Source organism: Gemmatimonadota bacterium (assembly GCA_016704275.1).
Lineage (GTDB): Bacteria > Gemmatimonadota > Gemmatimonadetes > Gemmatimonadales > GWC2-71-9 > Palsa-1233.
Window position 1 is genome coordinate 83573 of the sequence record JADJAK010000001.1, and the last position, 18528, is coordinate 102100.

General features: G+C 68.6%; 12 protein-coding genes. 1 reads left to right on the forward strand and 11 read right to left on the reverse strand.

All coding sequences use genetic code 11. The features are described from left to right. Positions 1-63 precede the first annotated feature (63 nt). The gene (locus tag IPG05_00460) at positions 64-504 is read left to right on the forward strand and encodes a CBS domain-containing protein (GenBank protein ID MBK6493571.1); all 441 of its coding nucleotides are present in this window, start codon (positions 64-66) and stop codon (positions 502-504) included. On the opposite strand, the gene IPG05_00465 is transcribed toward IPG05_00460, so the two are convergent. The 11 genes from IPG05_00465 to IPG05_00515 all read right to left on the reverse strand — a co-directional run bounded on the left by IPG05_00465 (position 501) and on the right by IPG05_00515 (position 18487). Beyond that, on the reverse strand, positions 501-1259 hold the full coding sequence (locus IPG05_00465) for a hypothetical protein (GenBank protein MBK6493572.1): 759 nt from the start codon (positions 1257-1259) through the stop codon (positions 501-503). The genes IPG05_00460 and IPG05_00465 overlap by 4 nt on opposite strands. Further along, entirely contained in the window at positions 1256-2047 is a 792-nt protein-coding gene (locus IPG05_00470) for a dienelactone hydrolase family protein (GenBank protein MBK6493573.1), read from the reverse strand. The genes IPG05_00465 and IPG05_00470 overlap by 4 nt, the downstream gene beginning before the upstream one ends. Before the next feature lie 93 nt (positions 2048-2140). After that, positions 2141-3574 (reverse strand): diguanylate cyclase, encoded by a 1434-nt coding sequence (locus IPG05_00475; GenBank protein ID MBK6493574.1) that lies wholly within the window; start codon positions 3572-3574, stop codon positions 2141-2143. Then, positions 3574-4512 (reverse strand): threonine/serine dehydratase, encoded by a 939-nt coding sequence (locus IPG05_00480; protein MBK6493575.1) that lies wholly within the window; start codon positions 4510-4512, stop codon positions 3574-3576. The genes IPG05_00475 and IPG05_00480 overlap by 1 nt, the downstream gene beginning before the upstream one ends. Next, positions 4509-7007 carry a DNA gyrase subunit A gene (gyrA, locus tag IPG05_00485; protein MBK6493576.1) on the reverse strand — a complete coding sequence of 833 codons (2499 nt, stop codon included), beginning with the start codon at positions 7005-7007 and terminating at the stop codon, positions 4509-4511. The genes IPG05_00480 and gyrA overlap by 4 nt, the downstream gene beginning before the upstream one ends. Positions 7008-7197: 190 nt before the next feature. Further along, positions 7198-8403 carry a hypothetical protein gene (locus IPG05_00490; protein ID MBK6493577.1) on the reverse strand — a complete coding sequence of 402 codons (1206 nt, stop codon included), beginning with the start codon at positions 8401-8403 and terminating at the stop codon, positions 7198-7200. Between the two features lie 183 nt (positions 8404-8586). Next, a complete protein-coding gene (locus IPG05_00495) occupies positions 8587-11643 on the reverse strand; it encodes an efflux RND transporter permease subunit (protein ID MBK6493578.1) in 3057 nt (1018 codons plus the stop codon). Then, positions 11640-14753, reverse strand: coding sequence for an efflux RND transporter permease subunit (locus IPG05_00500; GenBank protein MBK6493579.1), 3114 nt, complete (start codon positions 14751-14753; stop codon positions 11640-11642). Before IPG05_00500 ends, IPG05_00495 begins: the two co-directional genes overlap by 4 nt. Then, on the reverse strand, positions 14734-15849 hold the full coding sequence (locus IPG05_00505; GenBank protein ID MBK6493580.1) for an efflux RND transporter periplasmic adaptor subunit: 1116 nt from the start codon (positions 15847-15849) through the stop codon (positions 14734-14736). Before IPG05_00505 ends, IPG05_00500 begins: the two co-directional genes overlap by 20 nt. Positions 15850-16016: 167 nt before the next feature. Then, a complete protein-coding gene (locus IPG05_00510; GenBank protein MBK6493581.1) occupies positions 16017-17237 on the reverse strand; it encodes a hypothetical protein in 1221 nt (406 codons plus the stop codon). Between the two features lie 50 nt (positions 17238-17287). Further along, positions 17288-18487, reverse strand: a complete 1200-nt coding sequence (locus IPG05_00515; GenBank protein MBK6493582.1) for a hypothetical protein — start codon at positions 18485-18487, stop codon at positions 17288-17290. Positions 18488-18528: the final 41 nt, after the last annotated feature.

Sequence of the window (18528 nt, forward strand, 5' to 3'; positions counted from 1 at the left end):
CCTCTGGCACCTTCGGCCGGATCGGGGTACTATGGAATTCTCCCTTCCAACCGGACCCAGACCATGATCACCGTACGCGAGATGCTCGCCGCCAAGCGGAACAACCTCACTCAGCGGGTGTCCCCGACCACCACGGTCCGTGACGCCGCGCAGATCATGAACGAGGCTGGGACGGGCAGCGTGCTGGTGGAAGTCGGGGGGAAGGTGGTGGGGATCTTCACCGAGCGTGACTTGATGCGTCGCGTCGTCGCCGCCGACAAGCTCCCGGGTGCCACGACGGTAGGCGATGTGATGACGACGGCGCTGGTGACCGCACGGCCCGATGCGACGCTTGCCGACTGTGGCCAGCTGATGAGCGAGCGCCGGATCCGCCACCTGCCGGTCTTCGACGGCGAAGAAGTGATCGGGATCGTGACCACCGGCGACCTGCTCGCCCACGAACTCGCCGAGAAGAGCGCCAAGATCCAGCACCTCGAGGACTTCGTCTTCTACACCCGCAGCTAGGGCGTCGTCGCCGGCTTCACGCCCTTGGCGTAGGCACCGTCCCGCGGGTGTTTCGGCGGTTGCGACCAGGTCATCCGCCTCGGGCTGCCGGGCCCGAGCGAGCGGATCATCAGCACGTCACCATCAAACCATGCCACCGAATCGGTGCCCCAGCGGAGCGGATCGTGCCCCGTCGGGGTCAGTCGCGCCGTATCGCCTCGTGCCGTGATGGCACAGATCGCGGAATCGCAGCGAACCGCGCGGGCAAAGCGTGGCGTGCCGAGCCACAGGGTGAGGGCGGTGTCGGCCGCGGCATCGCCAACCGCGACGGCGCGGGCGTCGGGCGCGGCCGGAGGCGCGGGCACAGCCCAGACGCCGCGGTCGGTCCGCACATAGAGCGTGGTCTCGTCGTCGCTCCACCCCACCTGCGCGGCCTGGCCAGCATCGGCAGGGAGCGGCAGCGAGCGTTCGCCGCCGCTCACGAGATTCATCACCACCACCTCGTGCGGGGTGGTGGCGAGGGTATCGCGCATGCGAATGAAGGCGAGCACGCCGCCATCCCTCGTGAGCCGAGGGCCGATCTCGATCGGCACGGTGAAGGTCAGCTGGGTCACCAGTCCCCCGCCGGCCGACACTGCGAAGAGATCGGTCCGGCCATCAGGTCCCTCGCCGACCACGACCGCGAACGGCTCCTCGCCCACGGTGATCCGATTCATCAGCGGGGAAAACTTGCATCCGCCGACGAGCACCAGGGCGAGCAGGGCCGCGTGCTTCACTTCCCCTCGAGCCGCTTCATGAAGAAGGCGTCGATGTCGGCCTGCGCCTTGGCGGCGGCGGGCGTCCCGCTGCCGGTACGGCCCGGCTTCATGAAGCCGTGGCCGGTGCCGGGGTAGGAATCGGCAACGAACGACTTGCCGAGCGCCTGCATCGTGGTGGCGATCGTCGGCAACGAGTTGTTGACGCGACCGTCCTTCTCGCCATACACGCCGAGGACCGGCGCCTTCACCGTGCGCAACATCATCGTGTCGGCGAGCGGGCCGTAGCAGACCACCGCCGCCTTCAGGTTGGGGTTGCTCGAGGCGTAGCTCCACACGGTGCCGCCGCCCCAGCAGAAGCCGATCACGCCGACCCGGTCCTTGTTGGTGGCGGCCTGCGCGGTGATCCACTTGTACGTGGCATCGAGGTCGGCGATGACATCCTCACGCTTGAGGGTCCCGATCATCCGGGTCACCGAGTCGCCGAGCGACTTGGCCGAGCCGTAGCGCGACGAGAGCAGGTCCGGCGCGATCGCGACGTAGCCCTTCTTGGCGTAGTCGTCGGCAACGGTCGGCTCCCAGTCGGTGAGGCCGCGATTTTCATGGATCACGATGATGGCCGGGGCCCTTCCCTGTCGCTCGGGGTACGCGACGTAGGCGCGCACCGAGTCGCCCTTGGCATTCGCGAACGCGACAAATTCGCCATGGGTAGTGACGCCGGTCGGCGCCGGGGAGGGCGCATCGCGGCGGGCGACCAGGACGCCGGTCCCGAGACCGGTGAGGAGCATGAGGGCAGGGAGGATGCGCATGGGGGGCCTCGTCAATCTTTGGGGGGTGAACTCGGGCGCGGCAGGCCGCGCCCGTACACAGGTGGTAGGGGCGCAGCATGCTGCGCCCCTACGTTAGTCGCGATATCGGTTCCGCCCCGCCTGCTTCGCCTTGTAGAGATTTTCGTCGGCGAGCTTGAGCAGGCCACCGGCATCCGCGGCGCGTTCGTCCGGGAAGGTCGCGAGGCCGGCGCTGACCGTGACGGCGATCGGCGCGGCGGTGGTGCCGAACTGGTGATTCGCCACCCGGCGGAGAATCCGGTCGACGAAGATCCGCGCACCCGTGGTGCCGGTCTCCGGCAGCAGGATGACGAACTCCTCGCCGCCGTAGCGCGCCAGGAAGTCCATGGTGCGCAGCTCCCGGCGCAGCAGCGAGACGAGGTCGACCAGCACCCGATCGCCGACGGGGTGACCACGCGAGTCGTTGATGCGCTTGAAGTCGTCGACGTCGAGGACCACGGCCGTGACCACCTGGTCGTAGCGTCGCGCGCGTTCGAGTTCGTCGCCGAGGCGCTCCTCGAGGACGCGGCGGTTGCCGCAGCCGGTGAGCGGGTCGGTGTCGGCGAGCTCGCGCAGCTGGGCCGCCCCGTCATGCGCCTGCTCGAGGTCGTACGCCTTCTCGAGCGCCGTCACTGCCGCCTCGATCACCTGCTCGGCGAAGCCGAGGTCGAGGCGATTGAGCGGCGGGTCATCGGCGGTGGTGCGGAGAAAGAAGACGCCGGCGGTCCGTCCCTTGAGCGAGAAGGGGAGGGCGATCACCGAACGCGTCCGCGCATCGGGGGCGGCGACGCCCCAGGTCGAGCGGACTTCCTGATAGAGCGGATCGGCCTCGACGTCGGCGACCAGCACCGTTTCGCCAGTCTGCAGCGCACGGCGGATCTCCGGGTACTTGTCGAGGCGGACGCGGAGGTCGCGCAGCGTCGGATTCTCGAAGGCGGCGACGACGGTGCCTTCGACCAGATCGGCGTCGGAGAGCACCACCGAGCAGCGGGCAATCCGGAGGCCGGTGGCCACGCGGCGCACGAGGATCTGGTAGATCTCCTCCGGATTGAGCGAGGCAGTGACTTCGCGCAGGATCGCGACCAACTCGTTCCGCGACCGCGCCTCGGCACGCGCCTTGTTCAACTCGCGACCAACACGCAGGTGCGCCTTGATCCGCGCCAGCAATTCGCGCACGCGGTAGGGGCGCTGCACCACGTCGGCGGCACCGAGCGTCTGCGACACCAGGCGCGCCGGGTCGAAGGTCGGGTCGGTCAGGACGAGCATCGGCACGTCGCGGTGCCGGAGATCCTCGCGCACGCGGCTCAGACGGTCGAGTGTGCCCCCGTCGGCGCCGGCGATGTCGAGGATCATCAGGTCGTACTCTTCCTGCTCCAGTCGCTCCAGCAGCTGCGGCCCGCCGAGGGCGGTCACCACGTCGTAGCCGTTCTCCTTCAGCACCCACGAGAGCGTCCGCGCGAGGGCGTTGTCCTCGGTCGCGAGCAGCACGCGCGGGTTGAGCGAGAGCATCAGCCCACCAACGCCTGGTACCGGGCGGGATCGACATTGCCGCCGGTGGCGACGAGGGCGACGGCATCGGTTCCCGAGACGCGCCCGGCGAGCCAGGCCGCCGTCGTGACGGCGCCCGACGGTTCCACCTTGAATCCTTGGCCCGCCAGGTAGCGCATGGCGGTCTGGATTTCATCGTCGGTCACGGCGGCCACCTCACGAACGGTCTGGGCGATGATCGGCCAGGTGAGCGTGCCCACCGAGCGAGTCAACAATCCGTCGGCCAGACTCGTGCCACCGGCGAGGTCGACGGGGTGCCCGGCCATCCTTGCGGCGGAGAGCTTCGGAACCCCGTGCGGTTCGACGGCGATGACGCGGACGTCCGGGCGGAATGCCTGCACCGCGGCGCAGATTCCGGCGAGCAAGCCGCCGCCGCCGACCGGGACCACGAGGGTGCCCACCTCGGGCCAATCCTCGAGGATCTCCAGGCCACACGTGCCTTGTCCGGTGATGACGTCCAGGTGGTCGTAGGGCGGAATGAAGGTGAGCCCGCGCTCGACGACCAGTTGCTCCGCACGTGAAGTTTGTTCCGGGCCGCGGGTTGCCCCGACCAGCATCACCTCGCCCCCGAGCTCGCGCACCCCGGCGACCTTCACCGCGGGCGCCGACTCCGGCATCACCACGACACAGGGGATGCCATGGCGTTGTGCGGCATAGGCCACGCCGAGCCCGTGGTTGCCACTCGACGAGGTGACGACGCCACGGGCCCGATCAGCGTCCGGGAGCCGGGACACTGCGGTCCAGGCGCCACGGATCTTGAAGGCGCCGATCGGCTGGCGCCACTCGGCCTTGAGCCGCACCGCGCGCTCCCCCGGGAGGGGGAGGAGCGGTGTGCGGTCGGCCACGCCCACCAGTCCGGCGTGGGCTTCCCGCAGCGACGTCAGCGTCGGTCCGCTCACGCCTCGGTCGTGTCCTCGGTGCCCTCGTCGGCCAACGGCTCCGCCCCTTCGACGTCGTCCTCGTCCTCCTTCTGGACGCGGGCCACGTCGACGATGCGGTCGTCGGTGTCGAGGTTCATGAGCTTGACGCCCTGGGTGTTGCGGCCGCTGACGCGGATCCCCTGCACCGGGCAGCGGATGATGATGCCGCCCTTGGTGATCATCATCAGCTCGTCCTCGGGGAGGACGTCCTTCAGTGCGATCAACCGGCCGGTCTTCGGCGTCTGCTGCATCGTGATGATGCCCTTGCCGCCGCGCTTCTGCACGCGGTAGTCGCCGATCAGCGACCGCTTGCCGATGCCCTTCTCGGACACGACCAGCAGTTCGGCGCGCTCGCGCACCACGACCATGCCGATCACGCGGTCCTCGGCGCCGAGCTCGATGCCCTTCACGCCGCCGGTGGCGCGTCCCATCTCGCGCACGTCGCTCTCGTGGAAGCGGATCGACATGCCGGACGAAGTCGCAAGGACGATGTCGTCGTTGCCGCGGGTCTTCTGCACGTCGATGAGTTCATCGCCGGGCTCGATGTTGATCGCGTTGATGCCGACCGTGCGGACATTCCCGTACGCCGACATCACCGTCTTCTTCACGGTGCCGTTGCGGGTGGCGAACATCAGCCACTCGTCGTCGCCGAAGGTGCGCACCGGCACCAGGGCCGCGATCCGTTCGCCCTCGCGGATGTTGATGCAGTTGACCACCGGCTTGCCGCGCGCCGCGCGACCGCCCTGCGGGATCTCGTGCACCTTGAGCCAGTAGACCGTGCCGGCGTCGGAGAAGAACATCAGGTAGTCGTGGGTGGACGCGATGAAGAGCGTCTCGACCCAGTCGAGTTCCTTGGTCTCCATCCCTGTCAGCCCGCGGCCGCCGCGGCGCTGCTTCCGGTAGGTGCTCACCGGAATGCGCTTGATGTAGCCGGTGTGGGAGATGGTGATGACCATGTCCTCTTCGGCGATCAGGTCCTCGACCGAGAATTCGCCCTGGTCGCGGAGGATCTCGGTGCGGCGGGCATCACCGTAGGTGGTCGCGACCTCCTCGACCTCCGCCAGCAGGATCCCCATCCGCTTCTCGCGGCTCGCCAGGATGCTCTCCAGTTCGGCGATCGTCGCGCGCACTTCGGCCAGTTCCGCCTCGAGCTTGTCGATCTCGAGCCCGGTGAGCTTGGCGAGGCGCATGTTGAGGATCGCGTCGGCCTGCGGCTCGGAGAGCCCGAAGCGCTCGCGCAGCCGGCGATCGGCCGTCGGCGTGTCGGACGAGCCGCGGATGATCGCGATCACTTCGTCGATGTTGTCGACGGCGATCTTGAGCCCTTCGAGGATATGGGCCCGCTTGGTCGCCTCGGCGAGGTCGAACTCGGTCCGCCGGACGATCACCGAATGGCGGTGCTCGACGAAGTGGCCGAGAATTTCCTTGAGCGACATCACCTTCGGCGCGCCGTTGACCAGCGCGAGGTTGATGACGCCGAAGGTCGACTGCATCGCGGTGTGCTTGTAGAGCTGGTTCAGCACCACCTGGGCGATCGCGTCGCGCTTGAGCTCGACGACGAGGCGCATGCCCTCGCGGTCGGATTCGTCGCGCACGCCGCTGATCCCCTCGATCTTCTTCTCGGAGGCGAGTTCGGCGATGGCCATCGTGAGGTTGGCCTTGTTCACCTGGTACGGCAGCTCGGTGATGATCAGCGCGTTGCGGCCGGTGCGCTCGTTCTCCTCGATCTGCACCCGGGCGCGCATGATCACGCGGCCACGGCCGGTCTCGTACGCCTCGCGGATCCCGGCTTCGCCGTAGATGTAGCCGCCGGTCGGGAAGTCGGGCCCCTTCACATGCCTGAGGAGGTCGTCGACCGTGCACTCCGGATTCTTCAGCAGCTCGCCGATCGCCTTGGCGACCTCGCGCAGGTTGTGCGGCGGCATGTTCGTCGCCATGCCGACGGCGATGCCGCTCGAGCCGTTGATGAGCAGGCTGGGGATCTTCGACGGCAGGACCGTCGGCTCCTCGCGCTGGTCGTCGAAGTTCGGCTGGAAGTCGACGGTGTTCTTGTCGATGTCCTCGAGCATCTCGAGGGCGATCCGGGTCATCCGCGCTTCGGTGTACCGATAGGCGGCGGCCGGGTCGCCGTCGACCGAGCCGAAGTTGCCCTGGCCGTCGACCATCGGATAGCGGAGCGAGAACTCCTGCACCATGCGCACCATCGCCTCGTACACCGACGAGTCGCCGTGCGGGTGGTACTTGCCGAGCACGTCGCCCACCACCGTCGCCGACTTCTTGTAGGCGCGGGTGGGGATCAGGCCGAGCTCGTTCATCGCGTAGAGAATGCGGCGGTGGACCGGCTTGAGCCCGTCGCGCACGTCGGGCAGCGCTCGGGAAACGATGACGCTCATCGAGTAGTTGATGAACGACTGTTGGAGCTCATCCTCGATCAGGCGCGGCAGGATGCGTTCGCGCGAATTCGGTGCGGTCATGGGTCCAGGAGACGGAGGGGAGGCCAACGCCCGACGCGGTCGGACGGAAACAGCGAAATATACCCTCCCCGGGCCTCGGAACCAAGCGTGGCGGTCATTCCTAAGTGGTTGTGGGAGATAGGTTTAGTGAACGGTGACCAGTAACCAGTAACCGGTGACCAGGAATTCGCTCCCGGTCACCGGTCACTGGTCACTTCGGTTCCCCCACCAGCCGCTTCAGCCAGAGATAGTGGATCGCCATATCCACCGACGCCGTCGGCGCCACCGCCCCCGGCGGGAAGGGGACCGGCGCGCCGGCATCGGGCATCCGCCAGCTCAGCGGCAACTGGAAGGCGACCCCCGGCGCCATCTCCGTGGCGGGTCGATCGGCGACCACAACGACCCGAAGGCCGGCGGCGTTGAAGGTGCTAGCCACCTCGATGTTGGGGCAGTCGTACCCCCCATAACCAAACCAGAGCATCCCATCACCAGCGCCACCGCCTCGGGCGCGCAGCTTTCCCGCCACATCCCAGCGCCAGTCGAGGGGTCGGAACGGCGAGCCGAGGGTATCGCCCTGCATCGACTCCTGGAGATAGTGCCCGCAGCTCGCGACGAAGAGGGTGCCGCCCTCGCGGCGACGGGCGCGCAACGAATCGGCCGCCTGGGCAACCAGCTTCTGGTGGGCCGCTGCGCCGGCCCTGGCCAGGAGTGAGTCCACCGCATCGAGGTAGGCTGCCCCGAGGGTACCCGCTGCCACCACCGTCGGCGGCGGCGTGGGCATCCGGAACTTCACCATGGCGTTGTGTTGGGTGGCCCCCGGTTGCAGCACCGTGAAGTAGGTCCCGGTCCACCAGCCGTCGCGCGTCGCCGCCGACACCACCTCGGCGTACCACGTCCACGCCACGATCATGTTGGCGATGCCGTTGATCCCCTCGTGCGCGCGATCACCGGTCGGCGCCCCGTTGTCGAGGAAGCGGCGACCCACCGGGATGGACGGTCGGTCCGCGACCGAGCCGATGGCGATCGCCGGACGCCCCTGTTCCTGGTACTGTTGCGCCAACATCGCGATGCCCAGCCCGGATCCCTCCCAGTGCCGGATCGGGAGGAGCACGACCCCGCGGAGCGATGCGTTGTCGGCGTTGCCGCTCTCTGGTGGCCCCCCGGCCCGGAAATAGAACTCGAGGCCGAGGCCGGGGTCGAGCTTCCTGGAGACGAGAATCCGCTTGGCCGAGTCGCCCTTGAAGTGGCCGGCCGCGTATTCCGCGGCTTCGGTGATCGCGGGCAGCTGGGCGCGGATGACGCCGATCCGCCGTCGCAACTCGGCGACTTCACGTGCGTCGTCCTGGGCGGCGAGCGCCATCGGAAGCACGACGAGGCCGGCCAAGGTGAGCGCCAGACCGTGGAAACGGCAGGGCATGCGGCGGTCCTGGATGGTGGGGATGCGGGGAAGCTAACGGCGGGGAGGGGTGGAGGGGTGAGGGGGAACGGTTAACGGTGAACGGGTCATGTCATCCCGAGCGAAGCGAGGGACCTGCGTGGTGGCAGCTACGCAGATCCCTCACGTTGTTCGGGATGACGGCTCCCGTTCACCGTTCACCGTTTACCGCGGCTGAAGGCCGCGGCTCGGCTTCCGCTTCCGCGCCTTCCATCCCACCAGGAACGCCGGCATCAGGAGCATTGCGCCGATGGTGCCGGCCACGGTGCCACCGGCGGTCGCCAGTGCGATCGCGCCGAAGAGCGTCGTGGAGGCCGCGCCCCACGCCATCGGGATCAGCGAGGCGAGTGTGGTGAACGTCACGAGGATGATCATCCCGGCGCGGTCGAGCGCGGCGCGCATCACGTCCGCACCGGTGGCCGGCGTCTCGCCGTGGCGTCGCTTGGCGGCCAGCACCGCGTCGATCAGGAGGATCGACTGGTTAACCGCGAGGCCGACCACCAGAATGACGCCGACCGCCGCCTCGCGGGTGAAGGCCGAGTTGGTGGCCCAGAACGCTGCCACCACCCCACCCAGCGCGATCGGCAGCGAGAGGAAGACCATCCACGCCGCCCAGACCGAGTCGAAGACCAGCGCCACCGACAAGAGCACCAGCACCACGCCGATGCCGAAGACGTACCAGAGCCCCTTGGCGCTCTCGTCCTCGCCCCAGTTGCCGGTCTCGTCCTCGACCACGTAGCCCGGCGGGACCGAGATGGTGCTCATGAAGACCTTGTGGGTCCGGTCGGCGAGCTTCTGCGGGCCGCGGAAGTCGTACGACAGGATCCGGATGTACTGCTGGTCCTCGCGACGGATCTCAGCGAGCCCCTCCATCTCGGAGACCGTCGAGACGTCGTTGATGCGGACCGGCGCGCCGTTCTTGTTGGAGACCAGCCCCTCGCCAAGTTGCGTCATGGTGCGCTCCTGCGTCCCGACCGAGCGCACCGCCACGTCGACCGTTTCGTCGCCGATCTCGAGCGAGGTGTTGCCACTGGCACCGCGCACCTGCCGCGCCACCGAGCCGGCGTAGTCCTGCGCCGTCGCCCCGATCCGTCCGAGCGCCCCGCGATCCGGTGCCATCGCGATCGCGATCGACTTGTCGCCGCCCCAACCGAGGGCCGCGTTGACGTTGATCTCGTCCTTCCGGACCCGCGGGAAGTTCATCAGGTTGCGCTTCAGGTTGAGCGCCAACTGCAGCACACCATCGAACGAATAGCCGAGGAGGCGAACGCGCCGCGTCGCGCTCATGCTACCCGACGAGTTGTAATACCCTTGCATCCCCTTCGGCGCGTCGACGCTGACGGATTTTGTTCCACCGATCATGACCGCCCGCTGTGTGAGCTCCTCATAGACGACGTACGGCGCGTCGGTGAGCGACCCCTTCGGCGAGAACTCGACCACGACCTGCCCGCCGCTGGGACTGACATTCGCGGTCACCAGCGCGACACCCTCATGGCCAAGCGCCACGCGCTCCAGTTCACCCACGAGCCGCGCCACTTCGGCCGGGTCGGAGCCGCCGGGAAAGGAGACCCCCGCCGAGATCGAGGTGCGCTCGCTGCCGCCCCAGCCGCCCCAGCTGTTGCGCGGCACCTTGGTGATGAAGCCCCAGGTGAGCACGCCGACCATCACCACCGTGAAGGCGATCGTTGCCCAACGCCAGCGCAGCAACCGGTTGACGACGCGCTCATAGATCCGCATCACCCGCGGCCACCCGTGCGCCCGCCGGTCGCCACCCTGACCAACCGCTGGCACGAGCACCAGCGCCGTCCCGACGGACCAGAACAGCGCCAAGAGGAACGCCGCCGCAAACGGCACGAATGCCGCCCGCGTGTTCCCTTGCAGGTAGAGGAAGGGGAAGAGCACCACCGCCGTGGTCAGCGTCGAGCCGAGCACCGACGGCGCGATCGCCTTCCCCGCCTCGGCGCGCGCATCGGCCGTGTTCGGCACGTGGCGCAGTCGCTCCACCACCACGAGGCCGTTCTGCACCAGAATGCCGATTCCCATCGCCAATCCGGCGAGGGTCAGCATGTTCGCTGGAATCTTGAAGAGGTAGAGCCCCAACGCCGTGCCGGCGATTGCCACCGCCGCGCTCCCCAGGACGAGCGAGGCGCCAGGCAGCGAGCGCATCGTCACGATCAGCACGAGGAAGACCGCCCCGAAGGCGATCGCCCCGCGCAGCAACAAGTCGTTGAGCTGCTTGGCGAGGTCCTCGCTTTCGTCACGCGCAATCGTAAGGCGGACGCCCGGGGGAAGTGTCGGTGCCAGCGAGGAGATGACGGCGCGTGCCGCGGCCGCGGTCTTGATGGCATCAGCACCGGCTTCGCGCTGCAGCGAGATGCCCACCGCCGTCTTGCCATTCAACCGGAAGGCGCGTCCCTCGTTGTCCTCTTCCGGCGTGATGAACGCCAGCTGGCCGAGCGGGTAGACGATGCCGCCGCGGCCGCGAATCGGCAGCCGGCCGAGATCCTCGATCGCCTTCGGCTGATCGCGGACCGAGACGCTCAGCACCGACGGCCCGCTGGTGATCTCGCCCACCGCCTGCGAAATGCGGGCGTTGCTGACCGCCGAGGTGAGCAGCGCGGGGTCGATGCCCAGCTGCTGCAATCGGTCGGCGTCGTAGGCGACCACGACGCCGTTGCGCGCGCCACCATTGACGGAGACCGAGGAAATTCCCGCAAGCGAGCCGAGGTAGGGGACCACACGATCCCGCGCGATCTTCTCCAAGGCCCCCGGCGTGTAGTTGCCGACGACATTGAGGAGAATCAGCGGCTGTTCGCTCAGGTCTTCGGGGACCCAGTTCCCGACACTCACCGAATTCCGGGCATTGGACGGCAGCTCGTTCCGAAGCGTCTCCATCCGCTCGAGGATCGCGAGCCGCGCAATGGCGACGTCGGTGTTCGGGTCGAGCTCCACGGTGATGCTGGCGCTTCCTTCGCGGGAGCTCGACTCGGTGCGCCGCACGCCGCGCACGCCCTGGATTGCGGACTCGATCGGCGAGGTGAGGTACATCTCGACCAGTTCCGGTGAAGCACCACCCCAGCGTGCACCAACGGAGAGTCGTGGCAGCTCCACCGTGGTCTTGGTGGCGAGCGGCAGCTTGGTGAACGCCACGCCGCCGGAAATCAGCAGTCCGGCGGCGAAGGCCCACACGACCGAGGGGCGGGTGGCAGCCCAGCGAATCATGCGATCGCCTCGCGCGCGGCCCGCGCCGCCGCCTTCCGCTCGGCGCGCCGTTCCACGAGCGCGTAGCAGGAGGGCAACAGGAAGAAGGTCACCAGCAGCGCCGACACCGAGCCGCCGATGATGCCGGAGGCGAGCGGCTGATACAGCGCGCCGCCGCTGCCCCAGTTGAAGACCAGCGGCAGGACGCCGGTGATCGTGGTGAGCAGCGTCATCGCGATGGCGCGGAGCCGCTGCAGACCACCCTTGATCACCGCGTCGTTGATCGAATACCCCTGCTCGCGGAAGCGGCGAATGGCATCGAGCTTGACCACCGCTTCGTTGTCGGCCATGCCGATCATCACCACGATGCCGATCAGCGACACCGCGTTGATCGACTGCCCCATGATCCAGAGCGCGATGATGCCGCCGGCGCCGGCGAGCGGCACCGTGGTGAGCACCAGCAGCGGCGTCGTGAAGGAGGCGAACTCACCGGCCAGTACCAGGAACATCAGCGCCACGGCGAGCACGGCGACCAGTCCGAGCTCGCGCGAGGTCCGCTGCTGCTCCTCGTCCGCGCCGGTGATCTGCCAGCTGGCCCCCGGCGTGAGCGTCAGCGCAGAGACCGCTTCGCGAACGTCTTCCGTTGCCCGGGCGGTGCCGCCCTTCTCCACGACCGCCTCGACCACCGAGACCGGACGCTGGTTGGCGCGCACCACCTCGACCGGCGCGCGCACCTCGTTGACGGTGACGAATTGCGAGACCGGGTAGCCGCCGATCGTCGAGGCGAGTGCCGTCTCGAGGTTCTCGTTGGCGATTCCGGCGTAACGGACCTGAATCGGGGTGCGGCGGTCCGTCTCCCGCAGGTCGCTGGCCTCGACGCCGCCGAGCGCGCCGCGGAGAGCGTTGATCACCGGCTGGATCTGCAGGCCGCGCTGCGCGATCTGGTCGCGCCGCAGCGTGATCTCGACCACCGGCTGCGTCCCGGAGAAGCCATCGCGCACGTCGGCGAGTGTGGTCAGGCCGGTAAGCGCCGCGCGCACCTGATCCGCCGAACGCGCCGCATCACTCGGACGTGGTGCCGAGACCTCGACCCGCACGGTCCGGCCCTCGCGGCCGATCAGCGAGCCGAACTCCGATTGCCCGGCGAGGTCGATCGCCAGCGAGCCCGCCGCGAGGTCCGGCACGGCCTTGCGCAGTGAGTCGGCAAAGACGGCGGCAGCCATCTTCGGCGGCACCGGAATCACGAAGACGGCCGTGCCGGGTGTGCCCGGCTCCGAGCCCGAGAGGATCTCCTCGTCGGTCGCCACGCCGATCCGTTCATAGACGCCGACGCTGCCGAGGCGCTTGGCAGCGTCCTCGATGCGTGCCGCCTGACGGACCGTCTCCTCGATCGCGGTCCCCGGCGGGAGCCGAAGCTCGGCGACCGCGGTCCCTTCGTCGACCTGCGGCAGGACTTCTCGCGGAAGCGTCGAGGCCAGCCAGATGGTGAAGACGGTGATCACCGCCGCGATGCCGATGACCTTGCCGGAGTTCGCGAGCGACCAGAGCATCCCGTGCTCGTACCAGGCGGTGAACTTCCCGCCCCACTGGGCGAGCCGGTCATTCGCCGCGCGCGGCACCACGGCGACGACGCCCTTCTTCTTCCCCCAGGTGAGCATCACCGGCATCAGCGTGAGCGCCATCACCAGCGAGGCGAGCAGCGAGGTCACGACCGAGAGGGAGAGGTCACGGAAGAGGGCCGCCGAGAGGCCCTGCACGAAGACAATCGGCCCGAAGACCAGCACCGTCGTGAGCGTCCCGGCCACCAGCGGCGCCGAGACTTCCTCGGCCGCCTGCTTCGCCGAGTCCCAGCCGTCGAGCCCTTCTTCGCGGAGTCGTCCCGTCGCCTCGGCAACGACGATCGCGTTGTCGACGAGAAGGCCGACCGCCAGCGCCAGGCCGCCGAGCGAGAGGATGTTGATGGTGACGTCGAGCAACTGCAGCAGCGTCAGCGAGACCAGCACCGAGAGCGGCACCATCACGCCGATCGCCACCGACATCCGCCAGTCGCGGAGGAAGACCAGGATCAGCAGGATCGAGAGGAGGCCACCGGCAATGATCTCCTGCGTGAGGTTCGAGAGCGCGTCCTCGACGAACTGGGCCTGCGCCGCCACGAGGTGAATCCGCACCGTCGGGAAGTCGGCGCGCAACCGGTCGAGCGTCTTCATGAGCTCGCGAGTCACCGAGACGGTGTTCGATCCGCCGTCCTTGTAAACCACCAGGCCAACGGCCGCGCCACCATCGAGCCGCACCAGCGTGCGCGGATCGGCCGAGGCCGGGGTGACGGTCGCGATCTGGCCGAGGGTGATGCCGGCGCCGGCCGGGCCGACCGGGATGGAGCGGATCTGGTCGGGGTCCTTGAGCTCCGTCAGTGTGCGGACCGAGAAGCGGAACTGACCGCGCTTGATGGTGCCACCGGTCGCGGCCGGGTTGGCCGTCTTGATGGCGGAGGCAACGTCATCCGGCGTGATGCCGAGGGCGCGGACGCGCTCGGGGTCGATATCGACGCGGATCTCGTCGTCGGGGTCGCCAACGACGGCCACGGAGGCCACGCCGGCAATCTGCTCGAGCTGCCGCGAGTGCACGTCGTTGGCGGTCCGCGCAATCGCGCGCAGGTCGCCCGGACCGGTCAGGCCGAGGATGGCGATCGGCCGTTCGCCCGGGTCCGAGGTCAGCAGGGTGGGGCGCGCCGCCGTGCTCGGTAGCGCGCCTCGCATGTTGTCGAGCTTCTCGCGCACCGCCAGCACCGTCTTCTGCATGTCGGTGCCCCACGCGAATCGCAGCGTGGTGCTTCCCTCACCGTTGCGGCTGACCGACCGCATGTCGACGAGGCCGGGGGTATTGCCGACTCCTTCCTCGATCTTCTCGGCCACGAAGCGCGAGACTTCCTCGGCGGCCGCGCCTGGGAACGCCGTGCGCACCGTGAGGACCGGCAAGGTCACATCCGGGAGCAGCGACACCGGCATCTGCTTCAGCGAGACCGCGCCCAGGAGGACAAGCGCGAGGATCGCCGAGAAGGTGGAGACTGGGCGGCGCAGGGCCGCAGCGCTCAACGACACGACGGCCGCCCGTTCAGTTCTGGTCGCCGTCACGCTTCGCCACGAGGCGCACGCGCGCCTGGTGGGTCAGCGTGAGGTGGCCTTCGACGAGGACCACGTCGCCCTTCTTGACCGGAATGAGTCCACTTGTCGTGTCGGGCAGCACTTCCATCTCGCGGCCGTTGCTCTCGCCCCGCTGGATGTACTCCCACATCGCGACGCCGTCGCGGACCACGAAGACGAGCGGGCGGCCTTCGCGCTCGATCACGGCCCGCTGCGGCACGATGGTGCGGTTGGTCAGGCGGTTCGCCTCGAGCCGCAGCGAGGCGTACATCCCCGGCCGCAGCATTCCGTCGCCGCGGACGCGGATGACCGCCTTGCCGGCGCGCGTCACGCTGTCGACCATCGGCAGGATCGCGGCGATGGTGCCGCGGATCGGCTTGTCACTGGTGGCGGCCACCGTGATGAAGGCATCGCCACCGACACGCAGCTTGGAGAGGTCCTGTTCCTGCACCTGCGCTTCGACGCGGAGGTTCATCAGGTCCACCACGACGGCGACTTCGGCGCCGGCACCGATCCGCTCACCGAGCGAGATCGAGACCCGCTCGACCATGCCGTCGAACGGTGCGAGGACCACCGCGCGCTCACGCTCGAGCTTGGCCTTCTCGAGGCCGACCAGCGCGCCGTCGATGCCGGCCTTGGAGCGCATGTACGCACGGCGTTCGGGACGAACCGATCCCTCGACCGTCGAGTCCGCGATGATCTCGGACCGATAGGTGATCTCCGCCTGCCCGAGCCGCGCCTCCGCTTCCTGCACCGCGAGGTCGAGCGGCTTCGGGTCGAGGCGAGCCAGCACCTGGCCCTTCTTGACCCGATCGCCCGCGCGCACCGTCACCGCCTCGACCGTGCCACCCGTCTCCGCCTTGATCGTCGCCGACGCATCGGTGCGCACCAGCCCGGTGGCGCTCACGGTAAGGATCAGGTCGCCGACCCGCACTTCCTCGCCGACCACCGGCAGTGTCAGCGTCGAGGCCGACTGCTCGGGGTCCTGCGGAATCGAATCGGTCGACTTGACGTCACCGTCTTTCTTCCCGCACGCACCGAGGACGAGGGCGGCGAGGAGGAAGCGGGCGGGACGGGCATGGCGCATGACGAGCCTCAGGGTGCTGGTTCGGTGGCGTGAAGGTGCCGGCGCTGGGATGATGCATGGGGGAACGGAAGGGACGCAGTCCTAACGGTAACGTCGGAAGGGAAGATTCGGTGGGTGGCGGCAGGTATCGATGATCGATCATCGATGATCGATCATCGATTAAGAGGTCAGCGGCCGGCGGTACCCGTCGTGTCAATTCGAAACACGCGGATCCTCGGCAGCCCCTCGGCGTTCTCGTCCTTCAGGTAGACGCGGCTCGAAGTCCAGAATCCCTCCAGGATCTTCGGGTCCGGGGCGGGGACGCTGCCGAGGAGGATGCCGTCGGAGGTGAAGACGTCGAGCACCGAGGCGGCGCCCTTGGCGCCGGGCCGGGCGACCCAGATCCGCGAGGCGCGATCGACCGCGATCCCGCTCCACTTCGGCCAGGTGGTCGGCAGCTGGCTCGGCTTGGCGATCTCGCGCACCGACTTCTCCCACTGCTCGCCGACCCCAGCCACCTCCGCCTCGAAGATCGAGTCGCGCTGCGCCTCGGTGATCGAGACCGTCGGGGCCGGCGCGGAGAAGCGGCGGACGGTGTCGTCCTTGGTGGTGAGGACCGAGAGGGTGTAGTCGGCAGTGCTGCCGGTCACCTTGTGGCGGTCCGGGAGCCAGGCGCTCTCGTGAGCGGGACGGAGCGGGATGCCCATGCTCATCATCGAGGTGTTGTCGCCCTGCTTCCGGGTGATGACCCAGTTGTCGTTCGGATCGGGCGGGGTGCTCTTGAGTCGGATGGTGTCGATGACGCTGCCGTCCATGCGGGTGATGTAGTACGCGCCGCCACCGCCGTCGCTCCCCTTGGTGGTGTCCGGAAGCTGGCCGATGATGCCGACGGTGCCGTCGCCGAAGACCGGGAAGCGCGACGTCCACCAGCAGCACTGCGACCCCTTCGTGGTGATGAAGGTGCCGTTGGTCGTGAAGGTGGTGAAGCGGGCGTTGTTGGGGTCCTGAACAAACAGCGTGTCGCGCGCGATGCCGAACATCCCGTCGCGGAATTCGCCCGGTCCGTTGCCTTCGCGACCGATGTTGCGCAGCCACTGCCCGTCAGCACCGTACACCTTGATCATCGTCGGCGCCTGCTGGAGCAGGTAGATGGTGCCGTCCTCACCGGCCACGACCGTGCGCGGATTGCCGATTTCGCCCGGCGACCCTTCCTCGGGGACGATCTCGCGCTCGAGCACCAGCCGCCACCCTGACGTGTCGGCCCACTTGGTTGGGCCGCTGTTGGTGACCTGGATGATGCCACCCGGCAGCGTGTCGATCTTCGCGGTGGCGAGGGCGGCGTCCTTGGCCGAGAGGGAGCAGCCGGCGAGCAGGACGGCGAGGGCGAGGGCAGGGGCGTGTGTGGTCATGAGGGGGTAGATGCCCTAAGCTGGAGGAACGTTGCCCGACGGAACGGTGATCACCGTTGAATGATACGATACACCTTGATCGCCGGCCGCCCCTCCTCGTCCATGATCAGCACCGCGACCCGCTCCTTCGCCCAGAAGACCGGCTGCCACCACTGCCGGTTCCACCCCGATTGTGGCACGCTGACCACGTCGAGCCAGCGGCCATCCTTGTCGAAGAGGTCGAACCGGACGGTGGTGGTGTCGCTGCTCGAGAGCCGAACCCAACGCCGCCCGCTGCGGTCCACCGCGATCTGTTCGAAGGCCGGCCGCTCATCGGGAATCGCGGAGGCGAGTAGCGAGGCGCGCAGCACCGCTTCCGGCGTGTACTGCTTGTTGCTGGTGATACGGTCCTCGACGATCGCCTGCTTCTCGGCGGCCGAAATGGCGCCGCTGGGCCTGGGGCGCGAGAAGAGCAGGGTCGTGTCCTGGCCGTTTCGCGTGGCGCGCAGCAGGTACTCGCCGCTCCATCCAAGCACGAAACCGCCGATGGGGTCGGCCACACTCAGGTCCTGCGGCTGCATCGGCACCTGCATCTCCATCCGCACCACGCTTCCCTCGCGCACCAGCCAGCGCTTGTCGCTCTTCGGGTGTTCGGGAAGGAAGGCGGTGTCGAGCGTGGCGCCGTCGAGCGAAAAACGAATGAAGCCGCGCCGCGGGGGCTTGGTGGAGTCTGGCGGCAGCATCACCGGTACGACGGCGCGTCCGCTCCCGTCGAGTCCGATTCGCGAGAAGTAGCGCGGCGTCGTGGGGCGCTGGAGGAGCGGTGCGCTGGTAGAGATCAGGAAGGTGCCGGCGCGAGCTGCTGCGGGGTCGTGGACCACGAGCGTGTCGCCGCGGTAGGCGAGCCAGGCCGAGCGGAACTCCCCCGGCCCCCCGCCTTCGCGGCCGACGGTCCCGACGTAGCGGCCGGTCGGGTCGAAGCGCATCACCTCGACCGGCTTCTCATCGGCGACGAAGAGGGTGCCATCGTCGAGGAGGATCAGGTCGGCGGGGTCGCGGAGGGCGCCGGCGCTGTCGTCGGCGGGCTGGACGGTCCGTTCCAGGACCAACGACCACTTGCCGCTGTCAGCGGGGGAGTGGTTGGTGACCCGGACGATCCCTCCGGCGAGGGTATCGATCGTCGCACCGGCCTGCTCGGCGTCCCGGGTCGAGGCGCCACAGGCGGCGGTCAGCATGAGCAAGGCGGCGAGGGGTCGCGGGAGAGTCGGCATGGGTGGGTAGATGTCCGCCACCCCGGAATGGTTGTGGGCCG